This is a genomic window from Blautia schinkii, assembly GCF_013304825.1.
GTDB lineage: Bacteria > Bacillota > Clostridia > Lachnospirales > Lachnospiraceae > Blautia_A > Blautia_A schinkii_B.
This window is the reverse complement of the sequence record NZ_JAAWUO010000009.1, coordinates 65,914-85,950: the sequence shown is the minus strand read 5'-3', so window position 1 is coordinate 85,950 and position 20,037 is coordinate 65,914. Positions and strand designations below refer to the sequence as shown.

General features: G+C 43.2%; 17 protein-coding genes. 2 read left to right on the top strand and 15 right to left on the bottom strand.

Annotated features, from left to right (window positions below):
• Positions 1–23: 23 nt before the first annotated feature.
• The 13 genes from HFM85_RS08430 to HFM85_RS08370 all read right to left on the bottom strand — a co-directional run bounded on the left by HFM85_RS08430 (position 24) and on the right by HFM85_RS08370 (position 13,996).
• Positions 24–821, bottom strand: coding sequence for a zinc dependent phospholipase C family protein (locus HFM85_RS08430; protein WP_173737798.1), 798 nt, complete (start codon positions 819–821; stop codon positions 24–26).
• A gap of 89 nt (positions 822–910) precedes the next feature.
• Positions 911–1,480 carry an SMC-Scp complex subunit ScpB gene (gene scpB, locus HFM85_RS08425; protein ID WP_173737797.1) on the bottom strand — a complete coding sequence of 190 codons (570 nt, stop codon included), beginning with the start codon at positions 1,478–1,480 and terminating at the stop codon, positions 911–913.
• A 109-nt stretch (positions 1,481–1,589) separates the two neighbouring features.
• Positions 1,590–2,375 (bottom strand): segregation and condensation protein A, encoded by a 786-nt coding sequence (locus HFM85_RS08420; RefSeq protein WP_173737796.1) that lies wholly within the window; start codon positions 2,373–2,375, stop codon positions 1,590–1,592.
• Positions 2,359–3,192, bottom strand: coding sequence for a metallophosphoesterase (locus HFM85_RS08415; RefSeq protein WP_173737795.1), 834 nt, complete (start codon positions 3,190–3,192; stop codon positions 2,359–2,361). The genes HFM85_RS08420 and HFM85_RS08415 overlap by 17 nt, the downstream gene beginning before the upstream one ends.
• Before the next feature lies 1 nt (position 3,193).
• Positions 3,194–4,228: a molybdopterin-binding protein gene (locus HFM85_RS08410; protein WP_173737794.1), complete on the bottom strand. Its 1,035-nt coding sequence runs from the start codon at positions 4,226–4,228 to the stop codon at positions 3,194–3,196.
• A gap of 121 nt (positions 4,229–4,349) precedes the next feature.
• Complete coding sequence (locus HFM85_RS08405) at positions 4,350–5,546, bottom strand: D-alanyl-D-alanine carboxypeptidase family protein (RefSeq protein WP_173737793.1); 1,197 nt, start codon at positions 5,544–5,546, stop codon at positions 4,350–4,352.
• Between the two features lie 151 nt (positions 5,547–5,697).
• Positions 5,698–8,994, bottom strand: coding sequence for a SpaA isopeptide-forming pilin-related protein (locus HFM85_RS08400; RefSeq protein ID WP_173737792.1), 3,297 nt, complete (start codon positions 8,992–8,994; stop codon positions 5,698–5,700).
• Positions 8,991–10,235, bottom strand: coding sequence for a hypothetical protein (locus tag HFM85_RS08395; RefSeq protein WP_173737791.1), 1,245 nt, complete (start codon positions 10,233–10,235; stop codon positions 8,991–8,993). Before HFM85_RS08395 ends, HFM85_RS08400 begins: the two co-directional genes overlap by 4 nt.
• On the bottom strand, positions 10,219–10,821 hold the full coding sequence (locus HFM85_RS08390) for a hypothetical protein (protein WP_173737790.1): 603 nt from the start codon (positions 10,819–10,821) through the stop codon (positions 10,219–10,221). Before HFM85_RS08390 ends, HFM85_RS08395 begins: the two co-directional genes overlap by 17 nt.
• A gap of 32 nt (positions 10,822–10,853) precedes the next feature.
• Complete coding sequence (locus HFM85_RS08385) at positions 10,854–11,501, bottom strand: TasA family protein (RefSeq protein ID WP_173737789.1); 648 nt, start codon at positions 11,499–11,501, stop codon at positions 10,854–10,856.
• 3 nt (positions 11,502–11,504) lie between these two features.
• Positions 11,505–11,990, bottom strand: coding sequence for a signal peptidase I (locus HFM85_RS08380; protein ID WP_173737788.1), 486 nt, complete (start codon positions 11,988–11,990; stop codon positions 11,505–11,507).
• A gap of 477 nt (positions 11,991–12,467) precedes the next feature.
• Entirely contained in the window at positions 12,468–13,358 is an 891-nt protein-coding gene (locus HFM85_RS08375; protein WP_173737787.1) for a M14 family zinc carboxypeptidase, read from the bottom strand.
• 110 nt (positions 13,359–13,468) lie between these two features.
• Positions 13,469–13,996: a hypothetical protein gene (locus HFM85_RS08370; RefSeq protein ID WP_330594802.1), complete on the bottom strand. Its 528-nt coding sequence runs from the start codon at positions 13,994–13,996 to the stop codon at positions 13,469–13,471.
• 159 nt (positions 13,997–14,155) lie between these two features.
• On the opposite strand from HFM85_RS08370, the gene HFM85_RS08365 reads away from it, so the two are divergent.
• Positions 14,156–14,998 carry an ABC transporter ATP-binding protein gene (locus HFM85_RS08365; protein WP_173737786.1) on the top strand — a complete coding sequence of 281 codons (843 nt, stop codon included), beginning with the start codon at positions 14,156–14,158 and terminating at the stop codon, positions 14,996–14,998.
• A 51-nt stretch (positions 14,999–15,049) separates the two neighbouring features.
• Positions 15,050–15,781, top strand: a complete 732-nt coding sequence (locus HFM85_RS08360) for an ABC transporter permease (RefSeq protein ID WP_173737785.1) — start codon at positions 15,050–15,052, stop codon at positions 15,779–15,781.
• A gap of 99 nt (positions 15,782–15,880) precedes the next feature.
• Here the strand turns inward: HFM85_RS08360 and HFM85_RS08355 are convergent, their stop codons facing one another.
• A complete protein-coding gene (locus HFM85_RS08355) occupies positions 15,881–18,646 on the bottom strand; it encodes a hypothetical protein (protein ID WP_173737735.1) in 2,766 nt (921 codons plus the stop codon).
• Between the two features lie 128 nt (positions 18,647–18,774).
• Positions 18,775–20,025: a glutamate-5-semialdehyde dehydrogenase gene (locus tag HFM85_RS08350; protein ID WP_173737784.1), complete on the bottom strand. Its 1,251-nt coding sequence runs from the start codon at positions 20,023–20,025 to the stop codon at positions 18,775–18,777.
• Positions 20,026–20,037 lie beyond the last annotated feature (12 nt).

Below are 20,037 nucleotides of genomic sequence, written 5' to 3'. Positions count from 1 at the left end.
TCCCTGAATAACCAGTCTTTTGTTTATCCGTTAAAGGTAAGATTCCATCTGTCAGAAAGATGGCCTGGTCTAACTGCCAGTGCTGCAAGTTCTTCCAGCATGTCCGGCGCCTTGCCCAAAGCTTCATCAATAAGGCGGTCGAGTTTCAGAAGTTCTTCATGGCAATCCACTTCCGGCTCCTGACTCATGAAAAATTCTGTGATAAAAGCCGTTCTTCTCTTCCCTGCCGGGGAAAGGGCATGCTCAGATAAGCGTTTTCTCAATCCTCCATCATCACATACAAGAAGGCTGGTAAAGATTTTCATCATTTTAAGAGAAAGATAGATATTAGAAGTCCTGATCTCCGGCAGCACCTTATGGATCGTTCTTGCCGCCATATATTTCGCTTTAATGCCATGAGAAGGATAAAACCGGAGAGGATTTTTTCCGGTTTCATACATCAGCATACGATCCAGTTCTTTCTCAAGAAGAGTATGGGAAACCTTTCCTTCTTTCGCTACCTGATTTACGTAAGGATGACAGGTTGAATCCAGAATATAGTGGCAGCCAAATCCCAGCATATATGCCATTAACTCCGGATCTTTTTCTCTGCGGACATATTCCATTCCTTTTTCAAAAAAATCTCTTGCTTTCCGGCCATGCATCCGCACTCCATACTGAGTGACCGGATTTTTTGATATGAAATAGTAAAACAGGATATCCGGACCATGCTGCCCGATACGGTACAGATTTCCGTTGCTGCGGATCAGATGCTGCAATTTATCAGGAAGTCTTCTGTAAACCCGTTTTCCAAAAAGATCATGTGCATATGTTGTGGGCATTTTGTATTCCTCCTCTTTTGTTTCCATCCGATTTGCCTGCCTTATGCAGACATTCACTCATTACCTGGCTGCACAATCCTAGGCCAGGATCATACATCCAGCTTCAGCTGTATCTCTTCTTCTGCCTCTGCTTTGAAATCTTCCAGCTGTACAGGATCCATCTCCGGAAGCTCTTCCAGTCCCTGCACTCCGAAACATCTCAGAAATTCTTCTGTTGTTCCCAGAAGAATCGGACGGCCTGGTGCATCGAGTCGCCCCAGTTCTCTGATCAGATCATAATCCATCAATTTGTTGATGGCATGGTCGCATTTTACTCCCCGGATTTTCTCAATCTCTGCTTTTGTCACCGGCTGTTTGTAGGCAATAATAGAAAGCGTCTCCAGCATAACATCCGTCAAAGTTGGTTTCTTCGGCTGAGCTGCGATCCTTATGAGAGAATCGTAGTATTCTCTTTTTGTGCAGAGCTGAAATGAATTCTCGAGCTCTATGATATGGATGCCTCGTTCTTCTCTCTGGTAATCCAGCATCATATCCCGGATAATTTTCCTGGTTGTAGTATTATCCTGCTGAATCGCTTTTGCAATACGACTTAATTCAACCGCCTCACCCATGGCAAAAAGGATTGCTTCGATTTCTCCTTTAGTCTGTTTCAGTTCCAATTATTTTCCTCATTCCTCTATTGATAAAACGGATATCATTATTCCGCTGTACTTCCATTATATTTATAAACATGATTTGGTAAATATAATCAACTGACAATTTATACATCTATTCATCGGCAAATTCTGTCAGATTCTTCCATGTATCCGGATCAGTCACCACCCTTACATGAATATCATCTAATGGTTCTGCCTGTTCCGCATGAATGTGTCCCATCTTCATAAGTTCAAGAATTGCCAGAAATGTAACGATCAGCTGTATTTTAGAATGCTGATTTTCCATAAGCTGCCGAAAGCTGAATTTCCTGTGGCCTCTGGCATACTCTTTCATTTCCAGAAGTTTGTCTGACAGGCTGATCTCCTCTTTTTCAATCCGGCCGAATTTGCTTCGGATCGGGTCGATCTTGTTTTCCTGGCGACGGATCAGAGCTCGATATATTGCATTCATCCTCTCAAGTGTCAGGCCCCTTAAAAGTTCCCGGGGATCCGAAGGCGGTTCATACTGTTTTACCTCAGCAGGTAGATCCTGCTTACGGTAGTAGACACCTGCTGCCTCACCCAGCCTGTCTCGCAGTTCATACGACATATATTTGTACATCTTATATTCCAGAAGCTTCTGTACAAGCTCTGCTCTTGGGTCTTCCTCCTCACCTTCTTCATTAATCTCCTTGGGAAGAAGCATCTTACACTTAATATCAAGAAGTGTAGCTGCCATGACCAGGAACTCGCTCATAACACCAAGATCTTCTTTTTCCATGGAGTGAAGATACTCCATATACTGATCTGTGATCTCCACGATTGGAATGTCATATATATCGATCTTGTTTTTATCAATCAGGTGAAGAAGCAGATCCAGCGGTCCCTCAAATACATTCAGCTTAACGGATATGGCCATTTATTGTTTCCTCATTTCTTTTTCCGGAGGGTTTTACATCGATCACAAGAAGCTCCCTTGGATTGTGTATCCGCAATGGAAGCGTGTGTTCTCCCATTCCTGCACTGACGAACATATGCTGATCTCCCCTGTGAAAATCGCCGCAGCAGAAAGGCGGCAATACGAGATACTGTGGAGAAGAAAGACCATGATGTTCACTCAGGCGCACAACTCCTCCATGGTAATGGCCTGACACGATCATATCTGCCCCCCATTTAAAATAAGTTTTTCCATACTTGGGATTGTGGGCCAGCAGGATCTGCATGCCATTTGTTCCCGGGGATCCGATAAGTTCTTTTATGGTTTCTGTATAAAGTTTCGGAGATCTGGGTTTATGATAATACTCAATTGGCAGCTCCAGTCCGAAAAAGCAGAAATGATCGCCGCAAATAATCACCTCTTCATGAGTATTGCGAAGAATATGGACGCCTGCCTTTCTTACAGCCTTCTCATATTTCCGATAATATTCCTGAAATTCTCCGTCAAGAGACATCTTATATTCATGATTTCCAAGTGCATAATATACCGGAAATTCTTCTGCAAGAGATGTAAGAAGCTTACAGGCTGTTACAAGCGTATCCGGTTCGGTTCGAACCGCCATATCGCCAGCTGCAAGGACTGCCTCCGGCTGCAGATCACGGATCGTATCCAAAAGCCGGCAATTATCCCTGCCATAGGAAACCCCATGCTGATCTGCCAGCAAAACAAATCGTACTCCGTCAGGATTCTGGATCTTATTTGTATGAATCTTATATTTTTTGATTCTGAATGTATTCATATTATTTTCCAAATCCGCAGTTGGGGAAAGTACATACCGGACAGTTCAGACACAGGCCACCCTCACCCAGACTGGCAATCTCCTCAGCTTTTATTTCATCATCTGCCATCACACGGGGAAGGATCAGATCAAATACTGTTCTCTTCGCATACATCACGCAGCCCGGAAGACCCAGTACCGGAATCCTTCTGCCTTTACAGGAAAGATATGCGATCAGAAGCATCGCTCCCGGAAGGACAGGTGCTCCGTATGTTACAATAAAAGCCCCTGTATCACGGATGCCGCCTGGTGTACGGTCATCAGGATCCACACTCATTCCTCCAGTACAGACAATAAGATCTGCACCTGCCTCTGCAAAAGATAAAATCTCTGCTGTGATCTGTTCTTTATCATCTCCAGGCATTACCTGACCGATAATTTCCGTCGGATATTCTGCAAGTTTCTCTCGCAGCACCGGTGTAAACGTATCCTTGATCAGCCCTTTTTTGATCTCACTTCCTGTTGTGACAATTCCCACTTTTTTCCGGTGATACGGAAGAATATCAAAAACAGGCTGCTCTCCCGCTGCTTTTTCTGCTGCATCCATTTTCTCCTTCTCAATAACAAGGGGAATGATCCTGGTTCCTGCCAGCTTATCACCTTTTTTCACCGGAAAATTTCCATGCCTGGATGCAATCATCATCTCCCCAAGAGAGTTGATAGCTACAAGTGCGTCTTTACGAATCTTCAGAACCCCGTCAAGCTTTGATATAACTTCTATTTTTCCTTCTTTGATGTCTGTTCCATGTACCTTGTCAGAATCTCCCGCACATATCTTATATAGAATCTCTGCTGCCTCATTCTCATGAAGGATCCCCTCTTTTTTCTCCCATACAAAAAGGTGCTCTTTTCCTACTGAGAGCAGAAGCGGGATATCGTCTTCCTTAACCACATGCCCTTTTTTGAAAAGAACGCCTTTTTTTTCATCCTTTATGATCTGTGTGATATCATGACACAGAATATGACCTGCTGCATCCTCTGTTCTGATTTCTTTCATTAAAAATCCCTTCTCGTTTCCGTTATTGACACAGAAGCACTTCTGTTCCTGCGTCTATTCCGTTGTATTATACATCCAGCCAGTGCTTTTTGTCAAAAGTATGTTTCACCGAAAAAAACTTTTACAAAAGAAATGCTTTCGCCACCCGTCCGGCCCAGTCTCTGTATCTGGCCTTTTCTACTGTCTCTGCATAAAGGATATCCAGAGTTCCTATCCTCTTTCCATTCTGATAATATTCCTGTATCCCTGCTTTTTCTCCTTTTTTTACAGGTGCTGTAGTTTTTTGGGAAAGAATCCTTTTCTTTTTAATATTGTCCGGCTTTGTACCATCTGTACTCAGATAACGAAACTTCCCCGCATATGTAAGCGAAACTTCTTCTTTAAGCCCTTTACGGACTTTTACAGATGGAAGTTCTTCCAGTGCTTCATCCAGGTATAATATACATTTTGAAAATCCGTAGTTGAGAAGAGAAGCTGCATCACGGAATCTTGTTTTAGGATCCGGTGCCGCCATCACAGATGCGATCAGTGTAATCCCGTTTCTTTCAGCAACTGCACTTAAACAGTATTTGGCAATGCTGGTACTCCCTGTTTTCAACCCCATACATCCTTCATAACTTCGAAGCAGTTTATTGGTATTTGTCAGTGTAAACTTCGAAGAACCTTTTCTTGTGATATGAGTGATATCTTCCATCCATATAGCGGAATATGTAAGAATCTCTGGATATTTGCTGATTAACTCACGGCTCATAAGCGCAATATCATAGGCAGTGGTATAATGCTCCCGGGATTCTGTCAGACCGCAGCAATCTGTAAAATGGGTATTTTTCATTCCAAGTTCTGATGCCCGTTTGTTCATCTGTTCCACAAAAGCCTGTTCTGTTCCAGCCAAATGCTCTGCCATTGCCACACTGGCATCATTTCCGGAAGCGATCACAATGCACTTGATCATAGTCTCTGCTTTCTGTGTCTCTCCTTCTTCCAGAAATACCTGGGAACCACCCATGGATTTAGCATAAGCACTTGTGGTAATGGTATCATCCAGATGAAGTTTTCCGTTTTCTAAAGCATCAAAAATAAGGATCAATGTCATGATCTTTGTAATACTGGCCGGGCTTCTTCTGGTATCCGGGTCTCTGGAATAGATCACAGTACCGGTTTCTTTTTCCATAAGAACTGCGGCTGGTGCCTCAATAAGGCTCTTTTCACTGCTGTTTTCTGCGGACTGTACTGCTTCCCCCCATACTTTTGCTGGTGTCAGGATAAAACTTATGATCACGATCCATGCGGCAAAAGCATTCCGGATTTTTCTGTTCATAAACTCACTCCCACTGAAAATCTCTCTGTTCTATTGTAAAAGCTTATTAGTGGAAATATTACCAAAAAACAGAATCCTGCTCTGTTATTCCTATATGTAGCTATGACATAAAGGCAGAAGCCCTTCTGCATTCTGCCCTTTTGCCCTTTTACTACTCTTTTTCAGGAAACAGCAGCGGAATTGTATTTTTTATACAATCGTTATGAGAATATCCATCATATCTTGATTTTTCATTTACAAATGTGATGGAAGCATCTCCGTTTTCAGCTGTAAGCACTGCTGTACCTTTTGCAACTTGTTTGGGATCTGCTCCATAGGATGGGGAAATGCCTTTTGTAATACTAACATTTTCTGTATTGGCATAAGCATCTTTCAGATAATATCGAAGTACCGGTTTCTCCCAGATCTCATACTGTCCAAGAGGAACATGAGCCAATGTAACAGCCAGCGTTGCATACCCGTTATCATCCATTTCATAGCTGTCCGGAACAAATGTTACATAATCTTCATATTTGTGCGATGCACCTGTAAGATCTTTTCCTTCTGCAACAAAGAAAAATGAAGGATTACCGTGTGCCCAGGTAATGTCCTCTTCCCGGATCTTTTTTATAATAGTGATCGTCCCAAGAGGGAGCGTGTCCGGTGTATTCTCTGCATTCAGCACGATCTCATCAGAAAAAGTATTTTCTTTCTTTTCAAATACGATCTCTTTTTCATAAATTCCTGTATAATTTTCCGGATTCTCAGTTTCAACAATGCGGAATTTGCCCTGGTTTTCTTCTGTAACAGGCAGATCATCAGAACAGTATTCTTTTGTATCACTGTTGTATTTCAGAATACTTTTTTCTTCCAGATCATCCTCATAAGAATTATTTGCAGCATTCCACTGATAAACTGTGAACTCTGCGCCTTCCAGTAATTCTCCTGTATAGATATCTGACTTTCGAAGCCGGATCGTTCCTGTATAATTTGAGATGGACGTATTGGTAACTTCGTAGAAGAGACTTGCATCTTCGTCTGTGATATCTGCCTCTTTTTCCCATGTTCCCTCATATCCCGGCGGATTTTTTGTTTCCACAACACGGAACCTGCCTTTGTTATCTGCAGTTTTCAGAAGCTCTTCACTGGTATAAAGCTGATTTTCTCTGTCATACTTCAGCAGCACGCCTTCCGTTTTATAGCCTTTCAGTGCAGCACTGTATTCATAAAGCGTAAATTCTGCATTTTCCAGAATGTCACCTTTGTCTGCATCTGTCTTTACGATCTCTATTTTTCGTTTATTCGTCTGGTAATTCAAAACTTCAAAAGAGAACTTTTTATTTGTACCAGGCTCTGTAAGTCTGATATCTTTCTGCCAGGTTCCTGTATAACCTGCCGGAGCTTTTGTTTCTTTTACTCTGAATTTACCCTGATTATCTTCACTGTAATAAAATACATCTGAAGTATAGATTCGTTTCTGGCTGTCATATTTCAGGAGCTTTCCGGTTTTTTTGTAGCTTTTTCCTGTTTTGCTCCACTCATAAAGCGTAAACTGTGCTCCTGCAAGCAGATCTTTTGTGTCACCGTCTTTCTTTGTAATGGAAACGGTTCCATGAATATCCATTTCATCTTTCACACTTGCTGTTGCTGTTTTTCCTCCAGTGACAGTAACATTTTTTACAGCAGCACTAAGAAGATATCCTGCCGGAGCTTTCGTTTCTTTTATATAATATTTTCCAGGAGCCAGCTTCGTGAATGTGATCACACCGTTGCTGTCAGTAGTGGCCGATGTTATTTTCTGATCTTTTTGATATTTAGTCCGATAACCGGATTTTATAATTTCAGCTGCATAAAGCGAATACTGCGCGCCTTCGATTTTAGCTGCTGTATTAACCTCTGTTTTAGTAAGCTTTATGCTTCCATAAGCTGCTGGCTTTAATGTGAATGTCACAAGACCTCTTGTTCCCTGATATACATATGCACCAAAATCCTGCATTCCGTCTTTTCCAGTCTGAGTTTTTCCATCTACCAGAAGATAGGAAACCGGCTGCAGCATCATCTTATACTGGAATTTTTTTGATGCAGTAGTATTCAGCGGAAAAATAAAAAGAAAGTAAGCTCCCTCTTTTAATTTCAGCCTTGTCCCTTTCATCATTGTCGGATTTGTTTTATCAGCATTATATTCTGCCCCGCTGTCCCAATATGCCAGCTGCCATTTTTCTGTGGATGCCCTGGTTACTATAATTCCATTTCCGGTTTTTGCCGCATCTGTAACTTTCATAAGTGCACTGAGCTGGAAACCATCTTTCATACTGTCCGGTACATAAGAATGACTGGAATCTCTGAATCTGAACACAGACATGGGAACTGTCTGTCCTCCTGCTGCTGTCCATCCGTTGTCTCCATACACAGATACAGAAGCTTTATTTCTTGCCGGAATAGTCATTGCCTTGACTTTGGTGATCAGTTTGTTGATTCCTACATGTTCCACCTCTGCTTCTGTTGCATACCCTTTGTCACCGGAATAAACTTTGGACAAAGCAATATGTGTAAACATATATCGGTTCTGCCATCTGGACCAGTTAATATGACTGCAGGAAGGATCGTAGCTCGTTCCCAGATCTCCCGGGCCGCCATGACCAAAATACAGCAGTTTCTGGATTGTAGCATTTTTCAGCACTTTAACCGCTTCTTCCTTGAGATTCACATTGTCAACACCTGTCTTGGTTGCTTTCAGACAATACAATGGAGAGGTCCTCTCTGTACCTGCATCATCAATATAATGCACGAGACGGAAAGTACTTGCCATACGTGTATGATTTCCTGCCACAAAGTCATTGGCCTCTGTCCAGACCTCATCACAATAGGCTCTGGCTCCACTTTCCACATAATATTCTCCAGGCTTTAATGCTGTCACTGCAATATCATTCTCAGATGCGGAAAAACCTTCTGCAATATCATTCTGCTCTGCTTCATCCGAAATCGCCGGTGAAAATGCAAGTACCTGCCCATCTTCGATTTCCTGTATCAGCTCCTTGTCTTCCTCACTTTCACCTTTCAGAAGATCTGCATTCTCTTCTGAAAAAACAGTGAATCCCGGTTCTTCTGATACTTCCGCTTCTTCCAGCAGCTGATCACTTTCCTGTAATAGATTTTCTTCTGAAGAGCTATCAGAATCGCTGCTTTCAGATATAGGCTCCTCCTGATTTTCATTTTCTTCATCTGAAGATTCCTCTTTATCCTGAGAAATATCTGGAATTTCTTCTGACATATCTGAAGACGCTTCATCCAGCTTTATTTCTTCCCGGGAAATCACCTCCGAATCATCGGTTTGCTTATGAAAATCACTTTCTGATACAGACTCAGTTCCATATGCATAAGTCAGTTCTCCTTCCGGGCCGGCCGAGACAGCAACGGAGGAAACAAAAACAGTCAGTGCCATCAATATTCCTGCAATTCTTCTTTTCATGTTCTTTTCCCTCCTTTCCGGATTGCCAGAACACCTGCCAGAAGTGCTGCTCCGCCCATAAACAGAAACAGCCAGATTTCTGTATCGTCTCCTGTTTTTACAGGTTTTGTTTTTCCTGTAGAGTTAGCAGTTTCATTATTATAAATTCTGCCCGTTTCTTTTCCTGGTGTTCCGCTTCCGCCAGGCCGTCGAAGTCCGGGAGTTTCCGTCAGCTGCTTCTGCTGATCATCTTCTACAGAAAAGATCCATTTCACATCTCCCTCCCGCAGTGCATAAGTATTATCAAGCTCTGCCGGAACTGTAATCTGAAAATTCATCTGTCCACTTTTTCCACTGTCAAATTTTCCCAGTGAAACAGCTTTATTCAAAGATGCTGCAAGAATATCTCCTGTATACAGTTTCTTTCCATCCATGGAAATCTCCAGTTTCAATTTCTTCAGAAATTCCTGATCCTTCACTGATTTACATTCCGGTGATGTACGGAAAAAGATCTCTGCACTGTTCTTTGTAGTGTTTCGGATTTCCACGGAATCTCTGAAAATATCTCCAGGCATAGCAGCTGAAAAGCCCGAGAAAAAATCATCCGGAGCTGCAATCAGTTTATGTGCTTTCCCTTCAAATTCCACTTTCAGCTTCACCGGACTCTTTTTCTTTACAACAAGTCCGTTGGTATCATGGACACATCTCTGGATCTTCTGATTTCCCCAGGGAGTCATAGCACTGAAATCAGGAGCAAAATTCGCCGCCTGTATCGCATCTGCCACAATGGTGATTCCAAGCCCTTTCTTCTCATAGACATCTGTCCATTCTTTCGGAATACTCACACCTGTAAAAATGTCGACACTTTCTCCCTGCTTCAGACATTTATTATAATAAAAATATTCGCCTCTTTTCATCCATCGTGAAGACATTCCCTGAAGACTGGCATCATCAAGACCTTTCAGACCTTCCAGTTCATCTGTATAAGTAATCTTAACCCTTACCCAGCATGGCTCTGACTTGTTGGTGATTCTTGGAATCTTGGAAATTTCATCTCCAGGTAAAATGATCTTTCTATCCTGATAAGCCATTTCACGGCCGTCTTTTTTCTCCAGTTCTTTCAGAGCTATGTTAATGTCTCCTGTGGAAATATGATTGGTTACAGTTACAGAATCCGAAAAACTTCCGTAAGCAGCCGCACACACGGCAAGACTTCCTGCCGCCAGGATTCCTGCCAGCAAAACTTTAAGAGCTTTTTTCAACAGTTCCCCTCCTCTCTGTCTGTACAGATACCGGGTTTTTAAAATAGCTCCATGCACTTTCAAAATCAGAAAATCCTTCCGCATGAACAGCTTCCTCATAAACATTGATTTCAAAATCAAAAAGACTGTCCTTATATGTGTCATCTATTTTTTCAGAATTGATACGAAATCCTGTACATAATGGCGTTGTAGTTTCTCCCTCTGCCACTATGTTCCTGTAATAATAATACCCGTCTCCCGGATTATAGACCCAGTTTACCTTATCAACTCCCAGAAGTTCTACACCTCTTCCAATATCATCATCTGAATAGGAAAGAGACATACGTACATAACAATCTGCATTGAAACCTTTCTCATTTCCGGAGAAATTCCCCGTCCAGATTTCCTTTTTGTACGAAGGGTTATCACCCATAGGGGTGGGAGTGGGATCCGGGAAATCTTCATCAATCTCCGTGATCACAGATCCCACTGCCGCTGTATTCATCTTGTCATCGTAATCTGAAAAATACGCGGCTGTTCTCAAAGCGCAGAGAACTCCTGTAACAAAAAGAAAGAATATAGGTACTTTTAATAATTTTTCTTTCATTTACATTCCCCGCTTCCTGAAAGCCTAAAATGTCATTTTGTGACACCGCTGGACAGCCCTTTATTCTGATTTACATACTTCTGGTATGCTGCTGTTGCCTGCTCCAGAACAGTTGTCTTGTCATCTCCTGTATTGGTGGACTGAATCGCATAAGCTCTTACCGGCATATCAAGCTGCTGCGTATCCAGCTGTCCTTCAATGATATTGGCAAAAGTTACTGTATTAAATAATGTGGCCGTCTTTTCTCCCGGCTTCAGAATGCTGTTATAAACATAAGTATAGACCATATTCTGTCCAATCTCTTTCCGCTCCATCTGTGTCCATTCTTTATTCTTCGTGTAGCTGAAAACTTCTGTTTTTGCCAGGGCATTTCTGGTTCCATCTAAAGCTGCGGTAATCACATTTCGCACAGGAACCGATACTTCCAGATAAACAAACGCATCATTGACGCCAAGATTTTTCACAAACGGGTCTTTCTTGATCACCTGTGTTGGTACCAGCTTGGTATTTTCATCTGGTTTCCAGTTCGGCTCATCCAGTTCAATATCTACTTTTCCTACTGTAAAACTGTTGGTAGCGGATTCAAAATCTGTAAGGTAGGCTGCAGTTCCTCCTGCCGCCAGAGCTGCGACCATAGCCGCAAGCGCAATTCCTTTTACCATTTTTCTGTTTTTCATCATAATTTAATTCCTCCCTGCTATTCTATTATTTTTTTTATTTGGGGTATAAGCCAGATCTGCGATCACGGCCAGACACGCCGCAATGACAACGACGGTAAATGGAATCCGGGTACGTAAAAAATGAATCACATAGCCCAGATAAGGCAGGCTGAAGACTACCCGCCCGATGATCTGCGACTCCTTTACAGATACTGGATCTGCTGTTTTATTGGCGTCGCCTTTTGTTGTACAGATACCGTTTCGGTTCTCCGTAACTCTGTGTGTGACAACTGTATCGTCAATACGAAATGTGATAATGTCTCCTTTTTTCGGAGAAAAACTTCCCTCCTTTGTAAATACCACAGCTCCGGTCCGGATCCCTGGTTCCATGGATCCGGAGTAGACTACATATGGCCGGATGCCAAAAAGCCCCGGAAGGAGGAGTACCATCGCAGTCACAAAAGTCAAAGCCAGAACTGTGTTAAAAGCATATCGAAAAAACAATTTCATTTCTTTTCTTAATTCTATAAATCCATTCTATTAGGAGTACTGCATGAGCAAACAAAAAAGAATTTCTGGCGGAGACCTGCTCCACACGCAACGGTACATAAACTGCCCTCCATAGATATCAACTCAAGCGAAAATCCCCTGTTTCTTAGCAGAAACCTGTTATTTCATTGCATAAATATGTCAATATCTGTTTTCTGTTAAAATATAAAAATTCCAGGATTCAAATGGAACGGAATCGTTCCTGAAAACGTCCGTCTGTCAAAGACGAAATAGAATAAATATAAAGATCTGTTTCAGATGATGTTATTATAAATCCAGCAGTTAAATAAGTCAACGAAATTCGTCCGACAAGATTCGACTCATCTATCACTGCAAAAATCTGTTTATGCCGTTAATTTTCATAATTCAGATACAATGTCAAAATAACCTGTCACAGATGCTTAATAACCCAAAATAGCATCTGCACAGGCCATTCTTTTACTGTATCAGCGAATAGATATATTCCAGAGGAAGAAGCATTAACTCCCGGAGGACCTTTTTCTCTGCCTCCTTCGTATTTTCGCCCAGCGGAAGTTCGATCCGAAAGGCCGGCTGACGTATCACTTCTCCATAATACTGCTCCGGCCTTCCTGTACTCCGGTTCCGCATATGAGTTTCACATCCTGCCGAGAGCCGCTCCAGCCTTCCGTCTGAGCATTTTTTAAGATGCCTTGCCAGGCGGTAGCATCTCTGATTGTTGGCAAATCCCTGATCCTGTCGGTAGTAGATTACTTTTTTCCCATAGCTGCAAAATACAAGCAGACCTCTTCCTCCATATTCCTGAAAAATGCGGATCAGTGCCTTTGTCTCATTCTCACTTGCAGGCTGCTGATGGATCTTTTTTCTGGTACAGCAGCTGGTAGGAAAATTCAAAGCAGGATCCATCCCTCTTGCATTACACACAAACTCATCACAGGGAACATCCTGCATTTTCAGCATCTGGCGAAAGATAGGATTACGCACTGCATTGTATCCCCTGCGAAAAATTTCGTAACCATCCGGATTTGCTGATGGAATAATGCAAAGTCTTGTCTTGTCAAGAAGCTTATGTACCTCGTAAAGTTCCTGCAGTGACCATTTACATTCATATGTTTTGCAGTATTCTGCAGCTGCCAGTGCAAGCATGTCCGACATTTTTCCATCCGTACCCGAAAATCCTCCCACACAGAAAATGCAGGATTCTCCATGACCGATCTCGAGCATGGGGATCAATCTTTCGTCATGGCTTTTTCCGATTACCCGAAACTGAGTAAACTCACTGTATCTTTGTGCCAGTTCCCAAAGTGAATAGTACAAAGCCTCATAAGCTTTATCCTGTGCTGTTTCCATTTTTCTGCCTCCGTTCTTGTCCCTTAATTCACTGCAGATATTTTACTGCACCTACTGCATCTGCTGCTATTATTTATGTATGCCTGAAAGCAGAAAAAAAGAACCGGCTGTTAACACCGATTCCTTTTGTTCACAAAATAATTTAAAATTCCACCGCCAACAATAATCGCCAAAGCCACTGCTACCACTCTCTTAGCTGCTTCCTGCGGAAGCTGTCCCTTTGAGCCAATGGAATCCTCATAAAAAGTCAGCGTATAATTGATTTCATGAGGCGCGCCCATTGCCAGCGTATCCGCAATCACTTCCATCTTGTCATCCATTACTGTGACCGGCACTGTAAAAACCGAATTCCTGCCTTCTTCACTCTCATTGAGGATCTTTTCTTCATTTACGATCATATAATCGTAGTTGGAACTACTCCACTGCAACTGTGCGTACATCCTGCCATCTTTTACGATCATGAGTGCGGGTGACGTGACGCTGGCCTTGCCGCTGCCGCCTTCCAGATCCACCTGAATGGAATATTCGCCATCCTCCATATCTGTCTCCAGGCCTTCACCTGCTGCCAGAACCTGAACCGGGCATAACAGCATCATAGCCAGAAGAAATATAACCATCGTTCGCATCATTTGTTTCATTGTACTGCTCTCCATCTCTTCATATTTGTTTTGCACATATGATATCACTATAGCACACCACCTGTTTTCTGTAAAGAAGTGGATTCTCTGTTGAATTATCGGTCGCTATCCAGTATAATAAAAAGAAATTTGCATACAAAAGAAAGGAAATGAACAGAGATGATCGAAACTAAAAATCTCACAAAAAAATTCGACGATTTTACTGCTGTGGATTCTCTGGATCTTCGCATTGAAACCGGCGAATTTTTTGGTCTTCTCGGTCCTAATGGTGCCGGAAAAACCACCACGATCAGTCTGCTTTCCACTCTGCTCCTGCCCACAGAAGGTCAGATCCTTATTGACGGACAGACACTTGGACGCAACCGACCGGATCTGAAACGCAAGATCAGCGTGATCACACAGGAATATTCCATGCGTCAGGATATGAACATGGATGAGATCATGGAATACCAGGGACGTCTTTACTTTATGCCACGCAAAGAGATCAAGGTAAAAACTGAAGAGCTTCTTGATTTCTGCGGACTTCTTCCGTTCCGGAAGAGAACAGTGCGCAAGCTTTCCGGCGGTATGAAACGTAAGCTAATGGTATGCCGTGCCCTTCTTACCAGCCCGGAGATCCTGCTTCTGGATGAGCCTACAGCAGGTATGGATGCTCTTTCCAGACGACAGATGTGGAATCTTCTCCGCCAGCTTAACGGCAAGAACCTTACCATCCTTCTGACAACCCATTACATGGAAGAGGCACAGTCTCTCTGTAACCGGGTGGCACTTATGGATCACGGAAAACTGGAGGAAATCAACACTCCTGCAGGCCTGATTGAAAGACTTGGTAAATATACTGTAGACCAGGAGACGCCGGAAGGTGCAAAGAGTCACTACTTCCACAGCCGGTCGGAAGCGATTGCTTTTTTGTCCTCTCTGGACGGACAGTGCACATTGCGTGAGACAACCCTTGAGGATGTTTTTGTGGAACGGGCCGGAAGACACCTTATGCAGCGTTGATCTGATTACTGCATAAATATACAATTTAATAAGAATGGACGATGAATTATCATGGGAATACTTACTATTTTATGGGAAAAATGGGTGGAATTTCGACGGGATTTCTATAAGATCACGCTGGCAGCCATGATCGCGCCACTGATGTATCTGATTGTTTTCGGAATGGGAATCCAGACTTCTTCCCACGGAGAACCTTATCTGAACTTTCTGATCCCTGGCGTGGTTTCACTGACAACCATGAACGGAAGTTTTAACGCCATTGCACAGAACTTAAATGTGCAGCGTCTTTATGAAAAGGCTTTTGACCAGGTTATGATCTCCCCCACTCCTCTGTGGCAGTTTATTGCAGGCCAGATCATTGGAGGAAGTCTCCGGGGACTTTATGCAGGAGGAATCATCCTTCTCCTGACCATGCCGATTGAAACAGGACTTGTTTTTAACGGTTGGTCGTTTCTGGTAATGTTTCTTAATGGTGCTGTTTTTTCAGCCATTGGTGTTGTGGTTTCTTTCCTTGCCAAAAACCATGCGGATGTTCCGCGTTTTTCCAATTATATTATTATGCCAATGGCATTTCTGTGCAACACTTTCTTCTCAACAGAAAAAATTCCAGGATTTCTTGGAAATTTTGTAGCTGCACTTCCGCTTTCACAGACCAGTCACCTGATCCGCACCATTGCTTCCAGCGGAGCTGTAAATTATATCAGTATTTTAATACTGACCGCTTATCTGGTTGCATTCAGTGTGGCTGCATCCTGGTTTATTTATAAGAAAAAGAATCTTTAAAATCTCAGTACTTTTTTTTCATAACTTAAAAAACACCGGTTACTCCTTTTCAATCAGGAATAACCGGTGTTTTTTTATGTTATCTTACTTGTTCTGTGATCAGATGTCTTTTTTTCTTCTTCTCACGATTACATATCCTCCTGCAAGGATAGAGGCAACTGCAAGGGCAGACATAGTTCCGATCGGTGAATTATCCGCTGTGGAAACAGCATTCTTGGATGTAGTTCCATCGCCGCCGTTGGAGGATGTTGCAGATGCTGCTCCTGCTACAGTTGCATCCGGATCAGAACCTGTCTGGCCATCTGCATTTCCGTTGGATGATCCCGGAGTACCTGTACCAGACGGTGTGATCGTGATCGCTACAGAGCTGAACTGATATACTGCTGACTCGACAGTATCTGTCTCTGTCCACTGACCGCCTGTATAAACCCATTTCTGGAAGAATACATACAGGTTATATGTACCCTGTTTACTAATTCCTTTTGTGGATCCAATCTTCCAGGTACTGTGCTTCTGATCATCTTTCGGATTTGCAGATGTACTCCAGTAGAGTGGCTCCCATTTTACATCGCCCTCTCCTGGATTGGTATTAGTTGTTCCGGCTCCGATTACCTGGAAATCGTAGAATGTATTAGGATAGAATTCCATAGCACTGTTCAGACCTTTTAATATACTCTCGTTTACCTTCGGAGTTACTGGTTTATGGTTATCATCACCTTTAGCCGGACGTTTGCTCTGATCAAATCTTACTTTCTTGATGCCGCTTTCCGCACCTTTGCTTGATTTAATATAGAAATACAGATCAATACCATTATCTGTGTTCAGATCACTCAGATAAATAGTAAAATTCTTATCTTTACTTACTGCCTGTTTATTAGTAATCGCATCTTTCTTCGGAGTATCGGATTTTCCGTCAGATCCGCGTTCTGCCCATGTATAGTAGCATGTACCTGTAACATTTGTACGAAGTGTTACAGATGCAGAATCGTGTGCAGTCCACTGAAATCCCGTCCACTTAACATCGATGCTGACAGCCTGTGACGGTTTAGGAGTCGGACGTTTGCTCTGATTCAGTTCAATCTTCTTCAAATCACTGACAAGACCATCACTGTCCTTAACACATACATAGACATCATAGCTGGTCTTTGTATCAAGATTGCTGAGCTTAATAGATGTCGCTTTATTTGCACTGATCGCTGTACCTTTTCCGCTTGTATCAATGGATGTAACTTTTGTTCCATGTTTTACTAATTTATAATAGTAATGACCAGCCTTGTCAGAAGTGATCGTAACTACTGCCTCTGAAATACTGTTCCATTTGGAGAAGGCTGCTTTTGTGATCTTCGGAGCCTGTTTAGGAGTTTCTGACAAGATAACAGGAGTATTCTTCACTTCGCTGAGATTACCCTCACTGTCTTTAACCTGTACATAGAGGATAACTTTTTTTCCTGTAAGATTCTCAAGCTTGATCGAATGTTTCTCACCGGCCTTAACAGCTTCACCATCCTTGGATGTATCAAATGTTGGTGCTTCTGCTCCTTCTGCAACCCATTTATAATACAGCTGTCCATCCTTATCAGATGTGATCACTGCTGTTGCAGTTGTTCCACTCTTCCATTCTGAGCTCTCAATAGATACTACAGGTTTCGTTACCTCTGCTGCTGCCAGCTTACCTGTAGCTGCATCTACTGTAAATTTCGTTGTATCCCCCTCATACTGGGATGCAAGATTCTTAAGGGCTGCGGCAAATACATCTGTATCTGTCAGATCATCAGCCTTGGTAATCACTGTAAGATCTGCTGCCGGACTCTCCACAGAAAATCCGATCTTTGCCTGATCTGTGATCTCTCCCTTCACTTCGATCTTTCCTTCGCCTGAAAGAATGATATTGGCTGGAGTTGTGCCGTCTGCTTTGGTATTACCTGTGATGCTCGGCTCTGAATCTGTTGCTCCTTCACCTTTCTTCACGGAAATTGTACCTGTGCTGTATACAGCTCCGTTGTCACATTTATTACCGGTGATCGTACCACCTGTGATCAGAACGCTTCCGCCTTCATTGAAAATAGCAGCTCCTCTTGCAGTTGTATTGTTATTGGTCAGAGTTACGCCTGTTGTCAGGGAAAAATTCGCTCCTGCTGCAACATGGACCAGAGAGCCCTCTGCTGCTGAACCGTCCGTAACAGATCCGTCTACAGTCAGTGTTCCTACTGTTGTATCTGTCTCAGTGGCATCCTTCTTAGCCATATAGAGTGCACTGGCGGCACTTACTTCAAATAGATTGCCCTTGAAGCTGTCTGCACGTTCAATAGACGCCTGAGTGTCTGCTCCTAAGATAGCAATACTCTTATTCGCCGGGATCGTTACGGAACCTGTAAGCTCGATTGTTCCGCTGATCACGATTTTGGCCGGCTCTGCCTCTGTAACTGCAGTTGTAGAAGTGTCAACAGCTGTCGCAGCTTCGATTGCTGCATGAAGTTCTGCCTCTGTAGTAACGATCGTTCCTTTTTCTGCGGCTTCTTTCGCAGCGGCTTCTGCTGCGGCCTGTGCTTCTGCCTGTTTCTGTGCCTCTGCTTCTGCTGCGGCCTGTGCTTCTGCCTCTGCTGCAGCCTGTGCTTCTGCCTGTTTCTGTGCCTCTGCTTCCGCCGCGGCCTGTGCTTCTGCTGCAGCCTGTGCCTCTGCTTCCGCTGCGGCAGTGTCGTCCGTATTATCTGCAGTATCTTCAGCATCTGTATTATCGTCTGTGACCTGCGCCTCTGCGGCTACTGACCCAGCTCCTGTATCTTCCGCAGCAAAAGCTGCGGAAGGTGCCATTCCAACTGTCATGGAACCGGCAAGCAGGACTGCAAAAAGTTGCTTTTTTTTCATTTTTATATGTCCTCCTGTTATGAGTTAGTCTGTCTAAATCAATAATTAAAAAAAGTATAGCACAGCACTGAAAAAAAGTAAAGCGGACACAAAAATCCGCTCCACTTCTCCCTTGCCGGCCTAATCTCTTACGGACGAACCTGTCCGCTTCCGTAAATAATATATTTGGTTGTTGTCAGGGCAAGAAGTCCCATCGGCCCTCTTGCATGAAGTTTCTGGGTGCTGATTCCAATCTCCGCACCAAAGCCGAATTCGTTTCCGTCTGTAAATCTGGTAGATGCGTTTACATAAACTGCTGCTGCGTCCACCTCATCCAGAAATTTCTGGGAATGTGCATAATCGTTGGTAATGATTGCCTCCGAATGCTTAGTATTGTATTTATTGATATGGGCAATGGCATCATCTACAGAATCTACCACTTTTACAGAAAGTATGTAATCCAGATACTCAGTTCCCCAGTCTTCCTCTGTTGCAGCAACTGCTCCTGGCATCAGCTCACCCGCATCTTTATCTGCACGCACTTCCACATGCTTCTCTTTCAGTCGCTCTGCCAGTACCGGAAGGAAAGCATTTTTCACCTTGCGGTTTACAAGAAGAGATTCACAGGCATTGCATACGCCAACTCTCTGAGTTTTGGCATTGATCACAATATCTGCTGCCATCTGAAGATCCGCAGTCTCGTCTACATAGATATGGCAGTTACCTGTTCCAGTCTCAATGACAGGAATGGTACTCTGGTTCACAACAGCCTTGATAAGACCTCTTCCGCCACGCGGGATCAGAACATCTACATACTGGTTCATTTTCATAAATTCCGCAGCTGTCTCTCTGGAAGTGTCTTCGATCAGCTGGATCGCATTCTCAGTGATTCCTACTGAAACAAGTGCTTCACGGATACATTTTACAATGGCTGTATTGGAATAGATAGCATCACTTCCGCCTTTCAGGATCACAACATTTCCGGTTTTAAAACAAAGCCCGAAAGCATCGGAAGTTACATTTGGACGTGCCTCATAGATAATTCCGATCACACCAAGAGGAACCCTTTTCTGTCCGATCAGAAGTCCGTTCGGACGTTTCTTCATGCCTGTCACTTCACCGATAGGATCTTCCAGTCCTACAAGCTGGCGAAGGCCATCTGCCATTCCCTCGATCCTGTCGGCATTCAGCATCAGTCTATCGATCAGACCTTCCGGCATCTGGTTATTTTTTCCATTCTCAATATCCAGAGCGTTGGCTTTCAGGATCTCTTCTGTGTGGTCTACAAGCGCCTGTGCTACAATCTCAAGTGTTCTATTCTTGTCATTTGTGGAAAGATTTCGAAGGACAACTTCTGCATCTTTTGCGTTTTGTCCCAGTTTTTCAAGCATTTCATTCATTTCCAAATATTC